Below are 15,552 nucleotides of genomic sequence, written 5' to 3' on the forward strand. Positions count from 1 at the left end.
CGAAAATTTAATCTTTTAATGATATGTTAATCCTCATTTAATTGAAGTTCCTCTCGTATTTGACGATATTTAATTATTGGGGAGTCACCAGGAATTAGATTTTCACCAATTTTAAGGCCAGACTTTTTAGGTACTTGAGTTACTACAACTCGCTTATCCTGCCTTTCCACTATTTTGTTGGCAATTTTTCCAAAGAAGGCAATCAAACTATCGATTGGCTTTATCTTTGTAATCCTATTATAAAATCTGATGTAAAGCAATGTGTTTTCCTCGTCTACTGGAACAAAGTATATTAGAATTTTTATCTTATCGGTAACGTTGTTTAGCCATATATTGGGGAAAATAAAATTGAGATTGGTCTTTTTTATACTAGCATCCTTATTACTTAGAGGTTTTTGTCCCTTATCAACTTCATTGTCTGCTGAGGTCTTCATGATATAGTCGTGAAATTCTACTTTTGGTCCATTGACTAATGTCTTATTTCCTCTACCTATGGTGTTGTGATGGACAAAGGGTAGGTGGACGACATCAAGTTGATTTTCAATTGCCCTAGAGTAATGAGTGTTCCAGTGATCCTTTAATTCACTATAGACAAAGTCCTTTTCAATATAGTCTTCAAAAAAGGGAATGTGCTTTGTAACTTTTTTGCTGTCACCGTACCAAAGAAAGACTATTCCATATTTTTCTTGTACAATATGCTTTTCGATATTAAATCTACTTAGATTACTTTGATTTGAAACACCTAAAGCAGGAATCAGCTTACAATCTCCCTTTGAGTCAAATTCAATTCCATGAAAAGGACATTTTATACAATTTCCCTTAATTACTCCTTTACTAAGGGCTGCGCCTCTGTGGGAGCATCTATCAGTTAAACAGGTAATATTTCCACTTTGGTTCCTAAATAAGACCAAGTTTGAGTTTAATCTTTTCACCCCGATTGGACTATTTTTCTTTACATCCTTAGATGGAAGGATGGCATACCATTTATTTTTTATCATATTTTCACCTCTATGTTGAATTATACACTATTTTCTAGCAATACATAAGAAATTTATATAAATACCAATAGTCGGGTATAAATCAAAATAAGATAGAAAGGAGAGAATTTTGTGAAGGATTTGTTTATTAGTCCAAAGGAAATGGGAAAAGTTGATAGGGACGCCATTGAAGTTGTAGGAATTCCTTCGATTGTCTTGATGGAAAATGCAAAAAGTGCTATAGTGCAGTGGATTATTGAAAATTTACAGGAGGATAATTTTTATGTTTTTGCAGGTCCTGGAAACAATGGAGGAGACGCTTTAGCTGTAGGAAGAGAGCTTTTAATCCAAGGGAAAAATGTTAGAATATTTCTATTAGGAAAACCTGATAAAGGATCTAGTGATTACAAGATAAATTTAGAGATACTTAAAAATTTAAAGGCGGATTTAACTTTAATTGATGAACAGTATGATTTCAATAACCTTTCTTACGAATTAGCCAATAAGGGAGTTATTATCGATGGAATATTTGGAACGGGACTTGAAAGGGAAGTAAAAGGAAACTTTGCAAAGACAATTGGAATTATCAATAGCTCTAATAATTTTGTTTTATCAATCGACATACCTTCAGGACTTAGTGGAGATACAGGAAAAGAGATGGGAATTTGTATAAATGCAGCCATGACTTTAACATTACAATTACCTAAAAAATGTTTTATGGATTATAGTGGAAGATATAAAGTTGTAAAAATAGGAATTTCAGAAATTTCAATTGAGAGAGCATTAAACCAATAGGATAATAATGTTTTAAAATTTTAGAGGGCAGGATTTGACACTCAAGTTTATTGGGTGTCTTTTTTATTGTATTAATTTCAAATGTATCATTAGACAAAAAGTCAAATCTGCATAATGAACATTGTTCATGTTGGTGTTATCATAGCTAATGTATTAAAAAATGAACATTGTTCAAAAATTGGAAAGGAGGAAAAAGTGGGAATTATAGAAGAAAAAAAGAAGAAGAAAGAAATTGATATCATGGACTCTGCAATGACGATATTTAAAGAAAAGGGGATTGAAAAGACATCCATAAGAGATATTATGACTAAATCAGGATATGGACTTGGAACTTTTTATCTTTACTTTAAGGACAAAGATGATTTAAAGGAAAAGGTAGTTTTAGAAAAGGCTATGGAACTGATAATACAGGCTGAAATGAAATGCTTTCAAAAGAATGCTATCGATAGATACATCGCCTTTGTGAACTATATAATGGATTATTTTGTAAGTCATTCCTTTGAATTAGAGCTGATTTCTGAAAATTTAAATTGGGCACTCTTTACAAAAATTGAGAGTGATAAAAGGCTTCAAGAGGCGGATTCAACGCTGCAATTTATCTTAAATAAATATGAAAAATTATTTCCCGTTAGATACAGCCAAGAGCAACAGTTATATATCCTATCTCTAACCTTAGAGATTATGATGTCCACTTGTAAATTGGCGGTTAGGGAAGATTCCATATTGACACTTGAAGAGATGAAACCAGTTTTATTTGGAGTAATAAAAAAGATATTTAGTAATAATGGGAGATAGAATATGAAAAGAGTAACAAAATTTATTTCGCATCACCCCAGGTTGGTCTTGTTTGTGATGACATTGTTGTTGATTCCATCATGGATAGGATATAAGAATACAAATATAAACTACGATATTCTTTCATACTTACCTGGGGATTTAAAATCTACCCAAGGTCAAGAAATATTAGATAATACCTTTAAGAATGCGGCTTCAGGCATGCTAATGGTAAAGGGCACGGATTATGATGCAGAAAAATTAAGAAAAGATATTTTAAAAATTGATGGAGTTGAAGATGTGATTTCAAAGTCTTCAATAACAGGGGATATGGTTCCCAAGGAATTTTTACCAGATGAAATAAAGGATGTTTTTTATTCAGAGGATAGCACTTTGTTGATGGTAAAGTTCAGTGAATCTTCCTCATCCTTTAAAACGATGGCAGCCATAGATGAAATTAGGGCCTTGGAATCAAAGGAAAAATTCCTAAGTGGTCTTAGTGCACTTGTAAAGGATACTAAGGACATAATAGATAAGGAGACGCCTATTTATGTAGGATTGGCAGTAGTTCTTGCTTTAATTGTTCTTAGTCTAACCAACGAATCCACAGTTATACCTTTTGTGTTTCTTTTGACTATAGGATATGCAATTTTATATAACTTTGGAACTAACTTGTTTTTAGGTGAGATATCCTACTTGACCAAGGCCATTGCCGCTGTACTTCAATTGGCGGTTACTATGGACTATTCGATATTTTTGTACCATAGATATGTGGAAGAAAAAAGACTCAATTCAAATAAAAATGATGCTATGGATATAGCTATTCAAAAGACCATTTCTGCTCTTTTTGCTTCATCATTGACTACCTTTGCAGGGTTTATAGTACTTGTATTGATGAAACTAGGGCTTGGGAAAGACATAGGATTGGTTATGAGTAAGGGAGTCTTGCTAGGACTTTTATCTACTATAATCGTCCTTCCACCCATGTTATTAATAGCTGAAAAACTTGTTAATAAATACAATCATAGGGTGTTATTACCTTCTTTTAACAAGACGGCTGATTTTACAATAGCCCACAGAAAGGGACTTTTCATACTATTTTTAGTACTATTCATTCCGGCTATTTACGGTTCTGTAAACACCAAGCTATATTACAATTTAGACCGTTCTCTACCACAAGAGCTAGACTCAATCGTAGCGCTAAATAAGATGAAGAAAGACTTTGATATGGCATCAACTCATTTTATTGTGGTAAAAGACGACCTATCCAATCAGGATTTAAATTCTCTTATTAAGGGGATTGAAGACATTGAAGGAATTAACAATGTGTTAAGTGCAAACTCTCTATCTGGAGTAACTGTTCCAACTACTTTTTTACCCGATAAGTTAAGGAATAACTTTTCTAAGGATGGCTATGAGATGATAATGGTTAATTCAAAATATCAAACTGCTTCTGATGAAGTGAATAGACAGATAGATAAAATGAGAGATGTTATTGAAAAGTATGATAAGGAGGGTTATTTAACAGGAGAAGCGGTTTTAACCTACGATTTAACTGAAATTTCCGACAGGGACTTTAAAATGGTGAATATTGCTTCTATTGCAATAGTCTTTATCATAATTGCCATTGTATTTAAGTCCATAGGAATACCGATTATTTTAATAGCTGCCATTGAACTGGCAATCCAAATCAATATGGGAATTCCATTTTATTTAAATCAAACAATTCCCTTTGTAACTTCAATCATCATTGGGGTTATACAATTGGGTTCCACCATTGACTACTCTATTTTAATGACCAATAGATTTTTGCATGAATATGAATTAAATCATGATGTAAATGTGGCTTTAAGGACTTCTGTAAAGGAAACATCTAAGTCGATTGCAACATCTGCTCTTTCATTCATGGCAGCAACTATTGGTGTTGGGATCTATTCAAAGATGGAAATAGTTTCTACTATATGTATGTTTCTAGCCAGGGGAGCAATAATAAGTATGGTCTCCATCATATTGTTCTTGCCGGCAATAATTAGTATCACCTTTCCCTTTATTAAGAAGACTACAAAGGGAATAGATTAGGAGGAATATAAGATGAGAAAGAGTATAAGAAGAATCTTATCCATGGCTATCCTTTCATCCATGGTTATGACAAATATTTCATATGGGGCAGAATCAATTATCAATAAGAGGGAAACCCTATATATTACTAAGGAAAATGACAAAATAATCGATCAGACGGTGTCTGTTTGGTTAAATTCTGATGAAAAAATAAATGGTGAAGACAGATCAAATTTAAAGGATATTAGGAATTTAAAAACCGATGAAAAGATAGAAACGGTGGATGGGTATATTGACTGGGAAAATCAAGAAAAGGATGTATATTATCAAGGAAAGTCAGAGGAAGCTCTTCCTGTAGATGTAAAGGTTAAGTATATCCTAGAGGGAAAAGAAGTAAATAGTAAGGATTTGAAGGGGAAATCTGGACATCTTGAGATAGTGATTAGTGCAGATAACAATAAACACGAACTTAAAAATATCAATGGAGAACAAAGAGAGATATATTCTCCCTATGTTGTTTTAACTGCCATGACCTTCGATGAGGAAATCGCATCAAATATAGTTTCTAAAGATAGTAAAATTGTAAAAGATGGGAAGAATGAAGTTGTAAGTTCAATTTTAATCCCAGGGATGAAGGAAAATTTTAAAGATAGTCTAGATCAGAAAACTTTGGATAAATTCAAAGACGAAGTCAAAATCCAGATGGATATTAAAGACTTTGAGCCAGTTGAAGTATATACCGTCATCACAAATGAAATATTTCAAGAAGATAAGGGGTTAGAATCACTCGATGAAATGGAAAGGGGAATCCAAGAATTACAGGACAATTCACAAAAACTGGTTGATGCATCCTTTAAACTGAATGATGCACAAAGTCAATTGGATAATGGGATTGGACAATTGAACCAGGGGGTTTCTAAGTTATATGACGGTTCACGAAAATTAAGTACTGGAGCTATTAAGTTACAAACTGCCTTTGGACAAATTCCAAGTAAGATAAAGCCTATAAAAGGCTATATCGAGAAAATGAATGATGGGGGAGCGGTGCTATCAAAGGGTATAGAAGATTACACTAATGGTGTAAATCAAATTAGTAAGAATACGGATCTATTAGATTCAGGTGCAGGGAAGATTTCCAAGGGAACTTCTGACCTGGATCAAGGGATTGGACAATTAAAGACGGCAACTGAAACTATGAAAAAAGGAACTGAACAATTAAACGAAGTTAATACACAAAAGGATCAATTAAAGAACTCTTTGACTAAATTGGGAAATGGTATGGATGCAATTGGTGGAAATATCAATGCCATAACTGAAAAAACAGAAAATTTAGCCGGTGGCGCTTCTCAGTTGTATGAAAACACCAAAAATTTTAATCAAAAATTACATGAATTAAAAGACGCAGCCCAAAATCAAAGTAACCAGGGTATTTCTCTGGAAGAGAATGTTGCAAATTTAGAGCAAAAAGCAAATAGTATCCAAAGTACAATAGACTCTCTATCTGAATTGAATACAGAAGGTGAGCTTAATTCACAAATTGCTGCTTTAAATGAAATAAAAAACGGCCTTTATGGTGAAGCTGATAGATTAAGGGGCAAAGAACTTCCAATAAATAATAGCGATACGTTAATAAATGGATTAGAAGTTATAACCGATAGTAGCGACCAGTTGCTTCTAGCCACATCTGAACTGTCTAAAGGTTCCCAAGCTTTGTATGACGGGCTAAATTCCTCAAAAGAAAAACTTTTAGGAGCCTCTGAAGAGTTGTCCGGTGGTATTGATAAGATAAATTCCTCTTTGGAGGATGATAAATTAACAGATCTTACAAATTCCTTAGAAGAGCTTGATGAGGCTACTGGAAAAATTAAAGAAGGCTCAAGTCAATTAAGAAAAGCCACAGTTAAAAACAAGGAGGGAGTCGATAGGCTTAATACTGCATTGAAACAATTGGACTCAAATTCGCAAAACCTTAAGGAGGGTTCAAATCAATTGGCAAATGGACTTAGAGAATTTAAGAGTAAATCCATAATGTTAGATTCCTTGAAAGATATAAACGAAAGGGCGATTAATCCTATGATCTCTGGTTTAAACTCCTTAAACAATGGAATTGGAGAATTACAATCCTCTACTACAAAATTAAAAGATGGAAGTGAAAAGATTACTAAAGGTTCTAAGGAATTTAGCAATAGGCTTCAGGAATACAAAGAAAAGGGCATCGATGAGTTGGGAAATAAGACCAAGGATGTTACAAAGATAAAAGAGATACTCGATATAATGCAGGATATGGCAAAAAGTAATAGGTCATTGACAGGCACTGAAGATAATTTTAAAACAAGTTCCAGAATAATAGAAAAAATAAAGTAAGGAATAGAAATCAAGAGATTGGTTTAGAAGATTAATGATTTAAAGAGCTGTCAAAAGTGGCAGCTCTTTAATATCCTAGTAATAGTTAAAAAATTATTGGCTTAATAGGTTCAGCACATAATCTAGAGAATCCTCTTTTTCAGAAACGGGTATTTCTGGATAGGTACCATTTAAATTATTTAAGTATCCATCTTCATTTATTCCAACACCATAGGGAAGGGATAAAAGTAGATGGGACTTAGGAAGCTTAACAACCGAATCCACTGGCGCTATTCCATTTCCCTCAGTAAAAGTTCCTACTGTTTTTCCAAAGTTTGTCCTATTGGAAAATTGACATAGGAAATCTCCAGCTTCACCGGTGTCTTCGCTTTGTAGAATATAAATTTCACCCTTGAACTTAGCTGTATTGGTACCATTGTCCCTGACTGTGTAACTTTGATAGTAGGGAAATTGTTCTGCTTGTTGCGACTTCATCATTTGAGAGGAAATCTCTTTTGTATCTGAATAATCGGAATTTACGGTAAATCCTGATAATACATTTATATCTTCAAGTACCTTGGGGAAGTCCTTAGTTCTTTGTAGAATTTTAAATTCCGCAACATTTGTATTTTTGGAAAGGGGTTTAATCAAATTATCCATTACATAAGTAAGGGATTTGCCGGAATTTTTTCTAAGGTCAATGACCAAGTAGGGGTAGGAATTGGATTTTTTAAGAAATTCCAATATTTTCTTACCATCCTCTACTTTATATCTTTGATTGAAATCATCAATTCTAATAACTGCAACCTTATCTCCTATTGTATCGAGGACAAGGTTTGTATTGGTTTTGTTTTCTGTTTCATTTTTAAATTCAGAATATACTTTTTTGGTTTCTTCATCCTTTAATAGAGAATATATGACGGAGTCCTCCCTACTGGAAAAGATATTGTAGAGATCTCTATATTGGTCATAAGTAAGTATAGTAAGTTCAGTATCTTTAAATTCTTTTAGGTAGTTTTGTAAAATAGTCTTGTACTCTGGTAAATTCATATCGGTATTTAGTTTTTTTGCATAAGTTTCTGAGAGTTTTTTCATATCAATTGTGTTAGACTCTTCTAAGTATGGCAGATTTGCATAATTTTTTTCAATAATTGATGAAAGATACTTAAACTCTTCTGAAGCCTCTGCTCCGGAAATAGAAAAACTATTGGTTTTATTAGTTGTCTTTTCCTTTTTCGATTGTAAATTTGGTTGGTATAATGCAAAGGCAACAATAAAAATAGTAATATAGATTACTACTATAAAATTTTTCCTGCTCATAAGTCCTCCTTTCTTCTACTTTATCATAAATAATCCTAAAAACAGGATAATTATTGATAAAAACTGGATAATTAAACTATTGTAAAGGTAATATCACAACAGATTAACCTATTTGTACCCAATTGTTGAAAAATAATTCATAATCCTAGAATAATGAAGCATAAGTTTGTAATCATTACAATAAAATTGACCTTTATTGACTTTAGGGTTACAATAGAGTCGAAGGATAAAGTCAAATGCTTACATTTCAGTGTTTGATAAGTAAATAATTATAGGGGGTAATTATGAATCTAAAGGGAACTAAAACTGCAAACAACCTGATGATTTCTTTTGCAGGAGAGTCACAAGCAAGTATGAGATATAAATACTATGCTAAGGAAGCTAAGAAAGAAGGATATGTTCAAATATCCAATATCTTTGAAGAAACTGCAAGAAATGAAGACCAACATGCTAAAAGATTCTTTAAATTTTTAAATGCAGGTGGATTAAAGGACGAGGCAGTAAAAGTTGAATGGGAATATCCAGTGCTTTTAGGTACAACAGCTGAAAATCTATTGGCTGCTGCTGAAGGAGAAAAAGAAGAGAATACTGTTATGTATCCTGGATTTGCAGATGTAGCTGAAGAAGAGGGCTTTGAAGAAATTGCATATGTTTGGAGAGAGATAGCAGAAGTTGAAGAAGCTCACGAAACAAGATATAGAAAACTATTAAAGAATATTGAAGAAGATAAGGTATTTAAGAAGGACGAAGAAGTATATTGGAAATGTAATAACTGTGGTTATATACATAAGGGAACATCAGCACCAATAGCTTGTCCTGCATGTGACCATCCTCAAGGTCATTTTGAAGTATTTAAAGAAACATATTAAAAAATCAGCTTAAAAGGCTTTTTTAACAATCAGGCACTCAAATTTGAGTGCTTGATTTTTATAAAAATATACAGACAAATTTGATATTATACTTGATTATCTGTTTAATAATAGGGTATTTAATTAATTATAGGCATAGACCTAATCGATATATGAGAAAACTTAGAATCTGATTAAAAAAATCCATAAATTAAAGTTAAAACTATTCTTCTTTAATGGTAGAATATACTTATGGTGAGAATATGAAATTTACAGATGTATTTAAAAACAGGAATTTTTTAATCGGCCTTGGAGTCTTATTTTTAATTATTATTGGAATTGTAATCTTCAATTTAAACAGCTATGAGAAGAATTTTTCTAATCTTCCAATTGAAGGAGACTATTCTAATATTGTAATCAATTCTAAAGGAACATATCTACTAAAGGACAGATATCTCGTAAGATATTCTGGTGATGGTAAGGAGACCTTAAGAATAAATTTACCCTCCCAGGGAGGAAATATCCTTGGAGATGAAAGAACCATTGTGTATTATTCCAATAACAATATCTATTTCTTGGATAAGTCAGGGAAAATAAAGTATAGTGAGGAATTGAAATTTCCTATTGAAACCTGTATTTTGTCTGGGGACAAAGTCCTTGCCATGGGGAAATCCAATTATTCAATATTGGATATTAAGGGAAGGGTTCTTAAAAGCAATGGTGTAAAGGGAAGGATTCTAGTTGGGGACTTAGCTAATGATAGAGCAATTATAACTTCTATTATTAAAAAGAAAGAAGATGACAACCAGGTTAATTCCTTTATTGACATTGTAGATATAGAAACTTTAGGAGAAAAGAAACTGACTTTTCCTAGGGAGATTATATTTTATAATAAGGTTTTAAGGGATGATAAAATACTTACTATTTCCAATAGAGAAGCCAGGGTTATGGAAGATGAAAACATAGTAGGTAAGAAAAAAATAAAGGACTTTAAATCTGCCGGAATTAGAAAGGATAATGTCTATATTTTGGAAGATGACAAGTTTGGGGTTTATGACTCGACTTTGAAAAACCTAAAAAAGATGGAGCTTAAAGGGGATTTTTCCTCTTTAGCAGTTTCAAATGACAGAGTTCTTTTATATAATTCTAAGGGCTTTGCTCAATATAAAGGTGGAGAAATTCGAGATTATATACAAACTGAAGAAATATATAACTCCATTGTACGTCCGGAGGATATTTTCTTCATACATTCAAATTCTATTAGTAATGGAGTAAATAATTAGGAGGAAAAAATGGAAAAAATTAATGCAAAAGGACTTCTTTGTCCAAAACCTGTAATAATTACAAAACAAAAGTTAGATGAAATGGAAGAGGGAACAGTTGAAGTTGCTGTAGATAACAGAGTTTGTGTAGAAAATCTTTCAAAGTTTGCTCAAGGCCAAGGATTTGACTTTGACTATGAAGAATTTGCTGAAGACGACTACCTAGTTACGATCAATAAATCAAAGGATTCTAAAGCAACAGAAGTTGCCTCTGATGAAGATTTCACTTTAGCCATCACTTCTGACACCATGGGTGGAGGAGAAGAGGAACTTGGAAAGATTTTAATTAAATCCTTTATCTATACTGTTTCTCAAACTAAACCTCTACCAAAGACTCTTGTATTCTATAATAAGGGTGTGTTTTTAACTTGTGAAGGTTCAGAAGTTTTAGACGATTTAAAAGCTATGGCCCAAGAAGGTGTGGAAATTGTATCCTGTGGAACCTGCCTAGATTTCTACAACTTAAAAGAGAAGCTTCAAATTGGTGAAATTTCAAATATGTATACAATCTATGAAAAAATCCAAGGACCGAAGAAAAATATTATTATAAGATAATGGAATACTTGATGTTAACCTTTGAATCTGTCAACCATACAATGATGACAGAGAAAAAATTAAAAGATGAGGGGTTTGATATTAAAACCATACCCACTCCAAGGGAGATTTCTAAAAGTTGTGGTCTTACTATTAGAATGGACATGGAAGATTTGGAAAAGGTAAAGGAATTTAAAGGAAGTCTTCCCATAGACTATATTTGGAGATACACTATGAATCCCGACGGAAATATTGCGGAGAAAATCGAGTGATGAGGGAATTTAAAGAGTATTATCAGTATGTAAAAAGTTTTTTCTATATTGAAGGCACTGACAAGTTAAATCTTCTAGGAAAATTTGCAATGAGTATCCTTATCATAGTACTTGCACTATTCATTGCAAAAGTGGTTACTAGAATAGTATTTCAAAAGTTCTTAACTGCTGAACCTAAACGTTTTAAAAATGTGATTGGAGAAACAACCCAGGGAAGGACAATAGCTTCAGTAGTAGAAAATACCCTTAGATATCTAATCTATTTTTTTGCTCTTCTCCAAATACTGGATTTATTCAATTTGGGAAGAAGTTTGACTGTTGGCGTTGCTGGGATAGGTGGAGTAGCTATAGGATTTGGTTCCCAGTTTATCGTACGAGACTTTATATCTGGAGTCTTTGCCCTTATGGAAGATCAATATGGCATTGGAGACAATGTTACGATAAATAATCAAATTTCTGGAATTGTAGAACAGTTTGGAATGAGAACCACGAAAATTAGAGGTTTTGACGGATCCTTGACCAATATAGCCAATGGGGAGATAAATACGGTTAAAAACATGTCTAGGTCCAATCAAAGGGCATTTGTGGCCATGACTGTACCTCAAGGGTTGGTTTTACAAGAAGCTTTGGACATAGTGGAAACCATTGGTGACGAGTTGGAAGATAATGAAGACGTAACTGTCAAACCTAGCCTTTTTGGTGTAACGGATGTTGGTAACTTTGCCAATGTAAAAGTTACAGTAGTAGGTTGGGCAAAAGCTGGAAAACAGTACTGGTTGGAGTTGGAGATAAGAAAGAGATTTGTAGAACTCTGCCAGGAAAGAATTAATACCAAGGACAAGGGTGATAAAAATGAAGTACAAAGTTGATGACATTATCACTTTGAAGAAAGGTCATCCCTGTGGAGAAAATATCTGGAAGATTACTAGAACCGGTATGGATATCAAACTTGAATGTCAAGGCTGTAAAAAATCAATTTGGATGGAAAGACCGGAGTTTGAAAGAAAACTGAGAAGGATTAAGGATTCAGATGGCAAGTTTGTCTCCATAATTCACTATGAGCCAGAAGAATAAAAAAAAGAAGTTTAAAGAAATATTTTTAATTGATTTTGTAAACAGGCACTCAAATTTTGAGTGCTTGCTTTGAATGTCAATGGATTTAAGGATAAGGTCACTATATGTAATCGGCTAGAAAGATTTAACTTTAAGACTTTATTGTAATTTTATGATATTCTAATAGTAGAAGTTCAATATAATTGAATTTCAAAAGGAGGGACATATTTTGAAAAAGATTTTAACAAAAACGATTTTATCTCTTATTTTAGCTTTTTCTCTGCTATTGCCGACAATGGTAAAGGCAGAAGAAAAAGTAGAGGAAGAAACTACTCCTGTAACCAATACTGAAAGTACAGAAACTGTTACAGAAAAGCCTAAGGAAGAGACAGAAAAACCTAAGGAAGAGACAGAGAAGCCAGTCACTGGGAAATATCCAGTAATCAAGGTGGAAAAAATCATACTTAATGAAAAAACAATTACATCAAAGGATGAAATAGACAAAATAATGGAAGACCTACAACTTAAATGGACTGTAGGCGATAAGGTTTCATCCAAAGTATCAAAATCTGAATTTGAGATTTACAATGTGGATATTGAAAAGGTAAAGAAACAAAAGATAAATTTTGTAATCGAAAATAAGTACTTTGACTATGTGTGGGGATCTTTAAACAATGGCCCTGTGGAAGGAAAAGTTGATGGTAAGGAGTTTTCATCAACTATTGATTCAAAAGAGAACACCATGGTTCTAAAAATTCATAGGGACACATTAAACCTTACTGTAAATGTAAAGGGACCAGAGGTTCCTATATCAAAGTTAAGTGCTAAATTAAATGGTGAGAAAATAGAGTTTGGTAAAATTTATCCTATTTTTGTTGGAACTGAAAATGAATTGGATTTTGATGGTATAGACGAATTATTTAGAATCTATAAAGATGGTAAACCAGTTAAACTGCCATTAAAGTTTACCATGGCGGACACATATATTTGGGACTTCGAATTAAAGCCAATGCGATCAGTTACAAGGCTATCTGGTAGTAATAGATTCTTAACTGCTTTAGATAGTGCAAAAGAGGTTTTTGAAAGTCCAGAAACCGTAATTATAGCCAACGGAAGAGATGGTTCTGCAGATGCCCTATCAGCTGGACCACTGGCAAAGGCTTTAAATGCTCCTATGCTTTTAGTTGAAAAAAATTCTATACACGAGGATGTTTTAAACTATATTAGAAATGATAATTTGAAGAAAGTTGTCTTTGTAGGTGGAAATGGTTCAATTTCACAAGACTTAAGGGAGAAGATAACTAAGGATCTAGATGTTAGGACTGAAAGACTTTATGGAAAAAACAGGTATGAAACTTCATTGGAAGTTGTAAAAGAACTTATCTCTAGTCAAGGATTTGAGAAAAAGGTAATACTTGTAGACGGTAAGAACAACGCAGATGCTCTTTCAGCTACACCATATTCTGTGATGAAAAAATATCCAATCCTTCTAGTGTCTGATTCTATGGATACAGATAAAGTAAAGGATTATTTAGATGGTCTAGGAATTAGTAAATCTATGGTGATTGGAGGAAAGGGTTCTGTAAAGGATTCAATCATAGAGAAACTGGATTTAACCAATGATCTAAGAGTGTTTGGAGCTAACCGTTTTATTACATCTCAAAATGTTGCAAAGGAAATTCTTAAAAAAGAAAACTATGTTGATGGACTGATCTTAGCAAATGGTACCAATGAATACTCAATTGATGCTCTTACGGCTTCAACCATATTGAATAAGGTAAATGGACCAATTCTCCTAGTTAAAGGAAAAGAATATTCAGATGATTTGAAGAAATTTGTGGATGATATGAAACTTGACCCATTCGTTGCATATCTAGTAGGTGGAGATAAGGCTATTGACATGGAGATAGAAAATAATATTGGGTATTAATTTCTAATTGTAAATCCAAGGTGAAGACTCCTTCGCCTTGGATTTTTTGAATTTGAGAAGCTTCTAAATATCAAAAAGAAAGAGAGAATATATATTGGGATTGAGTATGGCGTTTACTGCAGAAAGTTTTTGACAAAATACCGTAAATTATTTAAGATTAATTATGGACAAGGAGGAAATTATGTCAAATTGTAATAGTAATTGTTCAGGTTGTTCTAAGTCCTGTGGACAAAGAACCGCACCTGAAAACTTTAAAATAGATCCTAATGAAACCACAAAAATTGGAAAGATTATTGGAGTGGTATCTGGAAAGGGTGGAGTAGGAAAGTCCCTTGTAACTTCTATGCTTGCCTCTGATATGGCTAAAAAGGGTTATAAGGTAGGAATCATGGACGCAGATATTACAGGTCCAAGTATCCCTAAGTACTTTGGAATTAAAGAAAATGCTACATCCGATGGACAAGGTAATATTTATCCTGTGACTTCTGAAAATGGGATAAAGATAATATCGATTAATCTTCTTTTAGAAAATGAAACTGATCCTGTTGTATGGAGAGGGCCAGTGGTGGCAGGTGTTATTAAACAATTTTACCAAGATGTTCTATGGGAAGAGCTAGACTATTTATTTATAGATTTACCACCTGGAACTGGCGATGTACCACTAACGATTTTTCAATCATTGCCAATAGATGGAATAGTTGTAGTTACTACACCAAATGAATTAGTTGAAATAATTGTTAAAAAGGCAATTAAGATGGCTAAGTTAATGGGAGTAGAGGTTTTAGGATTGGTTGAAAATATGAGCTATTTAAAATGTCCTAGCTGCGATGAAACCATATCCATCTTTGGAGAAAGTAAGATTGAAAAGATTTCAAAAGAATTAAATATAAATACCTTTGCAAAAGTTCCTGTGGATCCGGCAATTTCCCACGCAACTGAAAGTGGTAAAATTTACAGTGTAGATAAAAATTATCTATATGAAATCGTAGAAAGATTAGAAGTTCTATAGGAAGATATGTAATGTCTTCTTACTGGACTTTTTATATTGAAGTCCGTGAATAATAATTAGCCCTCCTTTGTTAAAAAAGAAGGGCTAATTAATACTTTTTTGTAAAATTTAAGAATTATTTGTTAAAATTTTGCAAATTTAATAAAAAAGAGTTGCAATCGTTTGTCATCTATAGTAGAATATAATTGAAAAACAAAAAAGATAATATCTACTTATCTTATGCCACCTAGTTTAGTTTATTTGAGTTGTTACATATTTTAAGCGACAGTTGTCGCTTAAAATTGTAGGAGAATTATTAACAAATTTTAAAAAAATGT

14 protein-coding genes are annotated in these 15,552 nt (G+C 32.8%); 12 read left to right on the plus strand and 2 right to left on the minus strand.

Annotation, left to right across the window (positions count from 1 at the left end):
• Nucleotides 1-26: 26 nt before the first annotated feature.
• Entirely contained in the window at nt 27-998 is a 972-nt protein-coding gene (locus Q1K37_RS05905) for an aromatic ring-hydroxylating dioxygenase subunit alpha (protein ID WP_300410432.1), read from the minus strand.
• A gap of 111 nt (nt 999-1,109) precedes the next feature.
• On the opposite strand from Q1K37_RS05905, the gene Q1K37_RS05910 reads away from it, so the two are divergent.
• From Q1K37_RS05910 to Q1K37_RS05925, 4 genes are all read left to right on the plus strand, one after another.
• Nucleotides 1,110-1,772, plus strand: coding sequence for an NAD(P)H-hydrate epimerase (locus Q1K37_RS05910; protein ID WP_300410434.1), 663 nt, complete (start codon nt 1,110-1,112; stop codon nt 1,770-1,772).
• Nucleotides 1,773-1,967: 195 nt separating this feature from the next.
• Nucleotides 1,968-2,567 carry a TetR/AcrR family transcriptional regulator gene (locus Q1K37_RS05915; RefSeq protein WP_300410436.1) on the plus strand — a complete coding sequence of 200 codons (600 nt, stop codon included), beginning with the start codon at nt 1,968-1,970 and terminating at the stop codon, nt 2,565-2,567.
• A 3-nt stretch (nt 2,568-2,570) separates the two neighbouring features.
• Complete coding sequence (locus Q1K37_RS05920) at nt 2,571-4,625, plus strand: MMPL family transporter (RefSeq protein WP_300410437.1); 2,055 nt, start codon at nt 2,571-2,573, stop codon at nt 4,623-4,625.
• A gap of 12 nt (nt 4,626-4,637) precedes the next feature.
• The gene (locus Q1K37_RS05925; RefSeq protein WP_300410439.1) at nt 4,638-6,968 is read left to right on the plus strand and encodes a hypothetical protein; all 2,331 of its coding nucleotides are present in this window, start codon (nt 4,638-4,640) and stop codon (nt 6,966-6,968) included.
• Nucleotides 6,969-7,061: 93 nt separating this feature from the next.
• Here the strand turns inward: Q1K37_RS05925 and Q1K37_RS05930 are convergent, their stop codons facing one another.
• The gene (locus Q1K37_RS05930) at nt 7,062-8,267 is read right to left on the minus strand and encodes a S41 family peptidase (protein ID WP_300410441.1); all 1,206 of its coding nucleotides are present in this window, start codon (nt 8,265-8,267) and stop codon (nt 7,062-7,064) included.
• Between the two features lie 281 nt (nt 8,268-8,548).
• On the opposite strand from Q1K37_RS05930, the gene rbr reads away from it, so the two are divergent.
• The 8 genes from rbr to Q1K37_RS05970 all read left to right on the plus strand — a co-directional run bounded on the left by rbr (nt 8,549) and on the right by Q1K37_RS05970 (nt 15,235).
• Nucleotides 8,549-9,136 (plus strand): rubrerythrin, encoded by a 588-nt coding sequence (rbr, locus tag Q1K37_RS05935; protein WP_300410490.1) that lies wholly within the window; start codon nt 8,549-8,551, stop codon nt 9,134-9,136.
• 242 nt (nt 9,137-9,378) lie between these two features.
• The gene (locus Q1K37_RS05940; RefSeq protein WP_300410443.1) at nt 9,379-10,398 is read left to right on the plus strand and encodes a hypothetical protein; all 1,020 of its coding nucleotides are present in this window, start codon (nt 9,379-9,381) and stop codon (nt 10,396-10,398) included.
• Between the two features lie 9 nt (nt 10,399-10,407).
• Nucleotides 10,408-10,992 carry a sulfurtransferase-like selenium metabolism protein YedF gene (gene yedF / locus Q1K37_RS05945; RefSeq protein WP_300410445.1) on the plus strand — a complete coding sequence of 195 codons (585 nt, stop codon included), beginning with the start codon at nt 10,408-10,410 and terminating at the stop codon, nt 10,990-10,992.
• An 11-nt stretch (nt 10,993-11,003) separates the two neighbouring features.
• Nucleotides 11,004-11,243 carry a DUF3343 domain-containing protein gene (locus Q1K37_RS05950; RefSeq protein ID WP_300410447.1) on the plus strand — a complete coding sequence of 80 codons (240 nt, stop codon included), beginning with the start codon at nt 11,004-11,006 and terminating at the stop codon, nt 11,241-11,243.
• Nucleotides 11,243-12,112 (plus strand): mechanosensitive ion channel family protein, encoded by an 870-nt coding sequence (locus Q1K37_RS05955; protein WP_300410491.1) that lies wholly within the window; start codon nt 11,243-11,245, stop codon nt 12,110-12,112. Before Q1K37_RS05950 ends, Q1K37_RS05955 begins: the two co-directional genes overlap by 1 nt.
• Entirely contained in the window at nt 12,096-12,317 is a 222-nt protein-coding gene (locus Q1K37_RS05960; protein ID WP_300410449.1) for a DUF951 domain-containing protein, read from the plus strand. The genes Q1K37_RS05955 and Q1K37_RS05960 overlap by 17 nt, the downstream gene beginning before the upstream one ends.
• A gap of 208 nt (nt 12,318-12,525) precedes the next feature.
• Nucleotides 12,526-14,226: a cell wall-binding repeat-containing protein gene (locus tag Q1K37_RS05965; RefSeq protein ID WP_300410451.1), complete on the plus strand. Its 1,701-nt coding sequence runs from the start codon at nt 12,526-12,528 to the stop codon at nt 14,224-14,226.
• A gap of 181 nt (nt 14,227-14,407) precedes the next feature.
• Nucleotides 14,408-15,235: an Mrp/NBP35 family ATP-binding protein gene (locus Q1K37_RS05970; protein ID WP_300410452.1), complete on the plus strand. Its 828-nt coding sequence runs from the start codon at nt 14,408-14,410 to the stop codon at nt 15,233-15,235.
• Nucleotides 15,236-15,552: the final 317 nt, after the last annotated feature.

Origin of the sequence: Lagierella sp. (assembly GCF_029983815.1) — a bacterium.
GTDB lineage: Bacteria > Bacillota > Clostridia > Tissierellales > Peptoniphilaceae > Mediannikoviicoccus.

Bases quoted from the DNA above. Each gene is read 5' to 3' on its own strand.
- Q1K37_RS05930 (WP_300410441.1), bottom strand. From the start codon at position 8,267: ATGAGCAGGAAAAATTTTATAGTAGTAATCTATATTACTATTTTTATT.
- Q1K37_RS05905 (WP_300410432.1), bottom strand. From the start codon at position 998: ATGATAAAAAATAAATGGTATGCCATCCTTCCATCTAAGGATGTAAAG.
- Q1K37_RS05940 (WP_300410443.1), top strand. From the start codon at position 9,379: ATGAAATTTACAGATGTATTTAAAAACAGGAATTTTTTAATCGGCCTT.
- Q1K37_RS05920 (WP_300410437.1), top strand. From the start codon at position 2,571: ATGAAAAGAGTAACAAAATTTATTTCGCATCACCCCAGGTTGGTCTTG.
- Q1K37_RS05950 (WP_300410447.1), top strand. From the start codon at position 11,004: ATGTTAACCTTTGAATCTGTCAACCATACAATGATGACAGAGAAAAAA.
- Q1K37_RS05960 (WP_300410449.1), top strand. From the start codon at position 12,096: ATGAAGTACAAAGTTGATGACATTATCACTTTGAAGAAAGGTCATCCC.
- yedF (WP_300410445.1), top strand. From the start codon at position 10,408: ATGGAAAAAATTAATGCAAAAGGACTTCTTTGTCCAAAACCTGTAATA.
- Q1K37_RS05925 (WP_300410439.1), top strand. From the start codon at position 4,638: ATGAGAAAGAGTATAAGAAGAATCTTATCCATGGCTATCCTTTCATCC.
- Q1K37_RS05970 (WP_300410452.1), top strand. From the start codon at position 14,408: ATGTCAAATTGTAATAGTAATTGTTCAGGTTGTTCTAAGTCCTGTGGA.
- Q1K37_RS05955 (WP_300410491.1), top strand. From the start codon at position 11,243: ATGAGGGAATTTAAAGAGTATTATCAGTATGTAAAAAGTTTTTTCTAT.